The sequence below is a fragment of the Protofrankia sp. CiP1_Cm_nod4 genome (assembly GCF_982290645.1).
Map to the genome: position 1 here is coordinate 50,305 of NZ_CEVIVC010000004.1, position 5,125 is coordinate 55,429.

A 5,125-nucleotide genomic window follows, 5' to 3' on the forward strand; every position below is an offset into this window, starting at 1 on the left:
GCCGGACGGGACGCCGGGCAGGAGCGCGCCGGGGCCGCCGGGCCCGTCCGGCTGGCCGGCTTCAACACCGACGTCGCCGGAACGGCGCACGCCGTGACGACGGTCCTCGGCGCCGGGCGGGCCCCGCGCCGCCCGCTCGTCATCGGCGCCGGGGGCACCGCCCGGGCCGTGCTCGCCGCGCTCGCCGCGCTCGGCGCCGAGCGGGCCGACATCCTCGCCCGCCGGCCGCCGGCCGCGGCTCCCCTGGTCGAGATCGGCGCCGCCCTCGGGCTGGCCGTCACCGTCCACCGCTGGGACACCGCCGGCGCCGGGCCCGCCGCGGCCACGGGCCCAGCGGACCCGGCGGACCCGGCGAGCCTCCTGGCCGCCGCCGACGTCGTGTTCGCGACCACGCCGGCCGGTGCCACCGACGAGCTCGCGCGCCGGCCGTGGCCCGCCTCGACCGCCCTGGTCGAACTGCTCTACCACCCGTGGCCCACCCGGCTCGCCGCCGCCGCGCGGGCCGCCGGGGCGCCGGTCGCCGGTGGGCTGGTCGTGCTGGCCGCCCAGGCGGTCGGGCAGGTCCGGCTGTTCACCGGCGCCGAGGTGGACGTGGACCTGCTGCTGGCCGCGGGCGAAGCCGCCCTGGCGGCACGGTGAGCGTCCCGCCGGGCGGGGCGGCCATGTCGTCCGGGTCGGCCGTGCTGGTCGCCGTGATCGTTCTTGCCGTCCTGTGCGTCGTCCCGGGGCTGACCCGCATGGTGGGCTTCTTCGGGCCGCTGGCGGGGGAGCAGCCGCGCCGGCCGGCGCCGACCCGGGACGTCCTCGGCCTGCTCACGGCCACCGTCGTCGTCGCGTTCGCGGCCAAGCTGACCGATCATGTCGCCTGGCTGCCGGCGTACGCCTACCTCGGGGTGGTCGGAGTGGTCCTGGCCGCCGTCGACGCCCGGGTCCACCGGCTGCCCGACGTGATCACCCTGCCGTCCTACCCGGTCCTGGCCGGGCTGTTCGGCATCGCCGCGGCCCTGGACGGCGGCCCGGGGCGCTGGGTGCGCGCCGTCGCGGTGGCGGCGGCCGTGCTCGCCCTGTTCACGGCGCTCTGGGCGCTGCCCGGTGCCGGTCTGGGCTTCGGTGACGTGAAGCTGTCCGGTCTGCTCGGCGGCGCGCTCGGCTGGCTCGGCGTCCCGGTGGCCCTCACCGGGCTGCTGGCCGGGATCGTCCTCGCCGGGGTGTGGGCGCTGGTCCTGCTGGTGACGCGGCGGGCCGGCCGGCGGACGTCGATCGCCTACGGGCCGTTCCTGCTGACGGGGGCGTTCGTCGGCGTCCTCGGCTGGAACGCGGGCTGAACCCGCCGGAGCGTCCCCGTCCCGCCGGAGTGTTCCCGTCCCGGGGCATCCCGACCGAAGGAGCTGGTTCCGGCGCGCCGGTGGCGTGGAAGACTGGCCCCATGCTGCGTTGGTTGACTGCCGGGGAGTCGCACGGGCCGGCTCTGGTGGCGACCCTGGAGGGGCTGCCGGCCGGTGTCCGGGTGTCCAGCTCCCTGATCGCCGACGAACTCGCCCGGCGTCGGCTCGGGCACGGGCGGGGCGCCCGGATGAGCTTCGAGCGGGACGAGGTCGAGCTGCTCGGCGGGGTCCGCCACGGCCTGACCCTGGGCGGCCCGGTGAGCGTCGTCGTCCGCAACACCGAATGGCCGAAGTGGCGGGAGGTCATGGCGCCGGATCCGGTCGACGCCGAGGGGCTCGCCAGGCTGGCCCGCAACGCCCCCCTGACCCGCCCCCGGCCCGGCCATGCGGATCTTGCCGGTATGCAGAAGTACGGGTTCGACGACGCCCGCCCGGTGCTGGAACGGGCCAGCGCCCGGGAGACCGCGGCCCGTGTCGCGCTGGGCACGGTCGCCAAGGCCCTGCTGCGGCAGGCGTACGGCATCGAGGTCGTCTCGCACGTGGTGTCGATCGGCGGTGTCGAGGTGCCGCCCGGCTCGCCGCTGCCCCAGCCGGCCGCGATGGACGTGGTGGACGCCGACCCGGTCCGCTGCGCCGACCCGGCGACGAGCGTGCGGATGGTCGCCGAGATCGACGCCGCCCACCGGGACGCCGACACCCTGGGCGGGATCGTCGAGGTGCTGGCCTACGGCTGCCCCCCGGGGCTGGGCAGCTACGTGCACGGCGACCGCCGCCTCGACGCGCGGATCGCCGGGGAGCTGATGGGCATCCAGGCGATCAAGGGCGTGGAGTTCGGTGACGGCTTCACCACGGCCCGCCGCCGCGGGTCGCAGGCCCACGACGAGATCGAGTCGGTGCCCGCCGGGGACGCCCCGGAGGCGGTGGCGCACCCGGGGGGCATCTACCGGGTGCGGCGGGCCACCGACCGCGCCGGCGGCGTCGAAGGGGGGATGACCACCGGTGAGCCGCTGCGGGTCCGGGCCGCGATGAAGCCGATCTCGACGTTGTCCCGGCCGCTGTCGACGATCGACGTCGCCACCGGGGAGCGGGCGGTCGCGATCGCGCAGCGCTCGGACGTGTGCGCGGTGCCCGCCGCCGGGGTGGTCGGCGAGGCCATGGTGGCGCTGGTGATCGCCGACGCGGCCCTGGAGAAGTTCGGCGGCGACTCGGTGGAGGAGTCCCGCCGCAACTGTGAGACATACCTGAAGTCCCTGATCGTCCGATCGGAGCCGATATGATCGCCGCTGTCCTGGTGGCGGCCCGGTGACCGGCTCTCCGGACGCCGCCGGCGCCGCTGCCACTGGCGCCGCTGACAGCGGCGCCGCCGACGGTGTCGCCCTTGGCAGCGTTGCCGCTGAGGGTGCCGCCGCCGGCAGCGCTGCCGCGGCGGCCCGCGTGCGGCGGCCGGTCGTGGTGCTCGTGGGCCCGCCCGGGTCGGGGAAGACCACGGTCGGACGGCTGCTGGCGCGGCGGCTGGAGGTGGCCTTCCGGGACACCGACGCCGACGTCGAGGCCCGGGCCGGGCGGTCCGTCGCCGACATCTTCGTCGAGCTGGGGGAGGAGCACTTCCGCGCACTGGAGCGGGACGCCGTCGCCCGCGCCCTGGCCGGGCACGACGGGGTGCTCGCCCTCGGCGGCGGGGCCGTGCTGGACGCGGCCACCCGGCAGGCGCTGCGCGGGCACACCGTCGTCCACCTCGACGTCGGGGTCCACGACGCGGTGGCCAGGGTCGGCCTGGCCCGGGACCGGCCACTGCTGGTCGAGGGGCCGCGCACCAGGATCGCCGCGATGCTGCGGGCCCGCGCGCCGTTGTACGCCGAAGTCGCCGCCGCGGTGGTGGACACCGTGGGGCACACACCTGAGGAGGTGGTCGGGTTGGTCGAGAAGCTGCTGGCGGACCGCCGGCATCACGATCATGCTGTCGCGGCGCCGGCGGGCCGGCTGCCCGGGCCGCTGGTCGGGCCGTGACGACATCGCCGGCGGCCCCGGTCCCCGCCGCCCCGCTGGCGTCCCAGGGGGGGCCGGCCGCCCCGGACGCGGTGACCCGCATCGAGGTCGCGCCCACCGGCGAGCGTCCCTACCAGGTCGTGGTCGGCACGAGCCTGCTCGGCGAGCTCGCCGAGCGGGTCGCCGGCCGTACCCGGGCCGCGGTCATCCACCCCCGCGCGCTGCGGGCGACCGCGGAGGCGGTGGTCGCGGACCTGCGGGATGCCGCGAAGGTCGAGGCCCACGCGGTCGAGGTCCCCGACGGCGAGGAGGCCAAGCAGGCCCGCGTCGCCGGCTTCTGCTGGGACGTCCTCGGCCAGGTCGGCTTCACCCGCGACGACGTCGTGATCGGCCTCGGCGGCGGGGCGACGACCGACCTCGCCGGCTTCGTGGCCGCCACCTGGCTGCGCGGCGTCGACCTCGTGCAGGTCCCGACCACGGTCCTGGGGATGGTGGACGCGGCGGTCGGCGGCAAGACCGGCATCGACACCGACGCCGGCAAGAACCTCGTCGGGGCCTTCCACCATCCGCTCGCCGTGTTCGCCGACCTGGCGACGCTGGCGAGCCTGCCCGCCAACGAGCGGATCTCGGGCCTGGCCGAGGTCGTGAAGGCCGGTTTCATCGCCGACCCGGCCATCCTCGACCTGCTCGAGGACGACCCGAGCGGGCTGCGCCACCAGCGCGAGCTGATCGAGCGGTCGATCCGGGTGAAGGCGGCGGTGGTGTCGGCCGACCCGCGGGAGGCCGGCCGGCGGGAGATCCTCAACTACGGGCACACCCTCGGGCACGCCATCGAGAAGGTCGAGGGGTTCAGCTGGCGGCACGGTGCGGCGGTATCGGTCGGCATGGTCTTCGCGGCCTCGCTGGGCCGGCTCGCGCTGGGCCTGGACGAGCCCACCGCCGACCGGCACCGGGCGCTGCTCGAACGGGTCGGGCTGCCCACCGTCTACCGGGCGGACCGCTGGCCGGAGCTGCTCGACGCGATGCGGCTGGACAAGAAGAGCCGCGGCCGGCGGCTGCGGTTCGTCGCCCTCGAGGGGCTCGGCCGGCCACGCATCCTGGAGGACCCGGACCGGGCGCTGGTCGTGGCCGCGTTCTCGGAGGTGGCCCGGGAGCTGTCGGACCTGCCCGGCGGGGACGAGCGGTGACAGCACCCCGGCACACCCGGGCCAGGCGCACGGGGGAGGCCCCGCCGGGGCCTGGCGCGTCGGGTGCCCGCCCACGAGGGCGCGGCCACGCAGGCCCGGCCACGCAGGCCCGGGTATGAAGATCCCGGTCATGAGGGCCCGGTCGTGAAGGTCATGGTGCTCAGCGGGGCGAACCTCGGCCGGCTGGGGCTGCGGGAGCCGGCGGTGTACGGCAGCCGCAGCTACGCCGACCTGGTGGCGGCCTGCCAGGAGCTGGCCGGGGAGCTCGGCCTGGTGGCGGACTGCCGGCAGACCGACGACGAGGCCACGATGCTGCGCTGGCTGCACGAGGCCGCCGACCTCGGCGTCCCGGTCGTGCTGAACCCGGGTGCCTGGTCGCACTACTCCTACGCGCTGCGCGACGCGGCCGCGCAGGTGGCGGGCCCGCTGGTCGAGGTCCACCTGAGCCAGACCCATGCCCGGGAGGCGTTCCGGCACCACAGCGTGATCAGCGCGGTGGCGACCGGGACTATCACCGGCCTCGGTTTCGACTCCTACCTCCTCGCCCTGCGCGCGGTCGCGGCCCGC

General features: G+C 76.9%; 5 protein-coding genes and 1 pseudogene. All 6 read left to right on the top strand.

Features of this window, described 5'->3' with window-relative positions; translation table 11 throughout:
• Positions 1-639, top strand: a pseudogene (locus tag AC5LSR_RS02035) (shikimate dehydrogenase); the annotation flags it as partial.
• Complete coding sequence (locus AC5LSR_RS02040; RefSeq protein ID WP_250284806.1) at positions 636-1,325, top strand: prepilin peptidase; 690 nt, start codon at positions 636-638, stop codon at positions 1,323-1,325. The pseudogene AC5LSR_RS02035 and the gene AC5LSR_RS02040, both read left to right, overlap by 4 nt.
• 101 nt (positions 1,326-1,426) lie before the next feature.
• Positions 1,427-2,662, top strand: a complete 1,236-nt coding sequence (aroC, locus tag AC5LSR_RS02045; protein ID WP_250292099.1) for a chorismate synthase — start codon at positions 1,427-1,429, stop codon at positions 2,660-2,662.
• A 25-nt stretch (positions 2,663-2,687) separates the two neighbouring features.
• Positions 2,688-3,392: a shikimate kinase gene (locus AC5LSR_RS02050; RefSeq protein ID WP_250284811.1), complete on the top strand. Its 705-nt coding sequence runs from the start codon at positions 2,688-2,690 to the stop codon at positions 3,390-3,392.
• 35 nt (positions 3,393-3,427) lie between these two features.
• Positions 3,428-4,558 carry a 3-dehydroquinate synthase gene (aroB, locus tag AC5LSR_RS02055; RefSeq protein WP_250284824.1) on the top strand — a complete coding sequence of 377 codons (1,131 nt, stop codon included), beginning with the start codon at positions 3,428-3,430 and terminating at the stop codon, positions 4,556-4,558.
• A 153-nt stretch (positions 4,559-4,711) separates the two neighbouring features.
• The coding region (locus AC5LSR_RS02060) for a type II 3-dehydroquinate dehydratase (protein ID WP_250284826.1) at positions 4,712-5,125 on the top strand (414 nt) is incomplete at its 3' end.

Bases quoted from the DNA above. Each gene is read 5' to 3' on its own strand.
- aroC (WP_250292099.1), top strand. From the start codon at position 1,427: ATGCTGCGTTGGTTGACTGCCGGGGAGTCGCACGGGCCGGCTCTGGTG.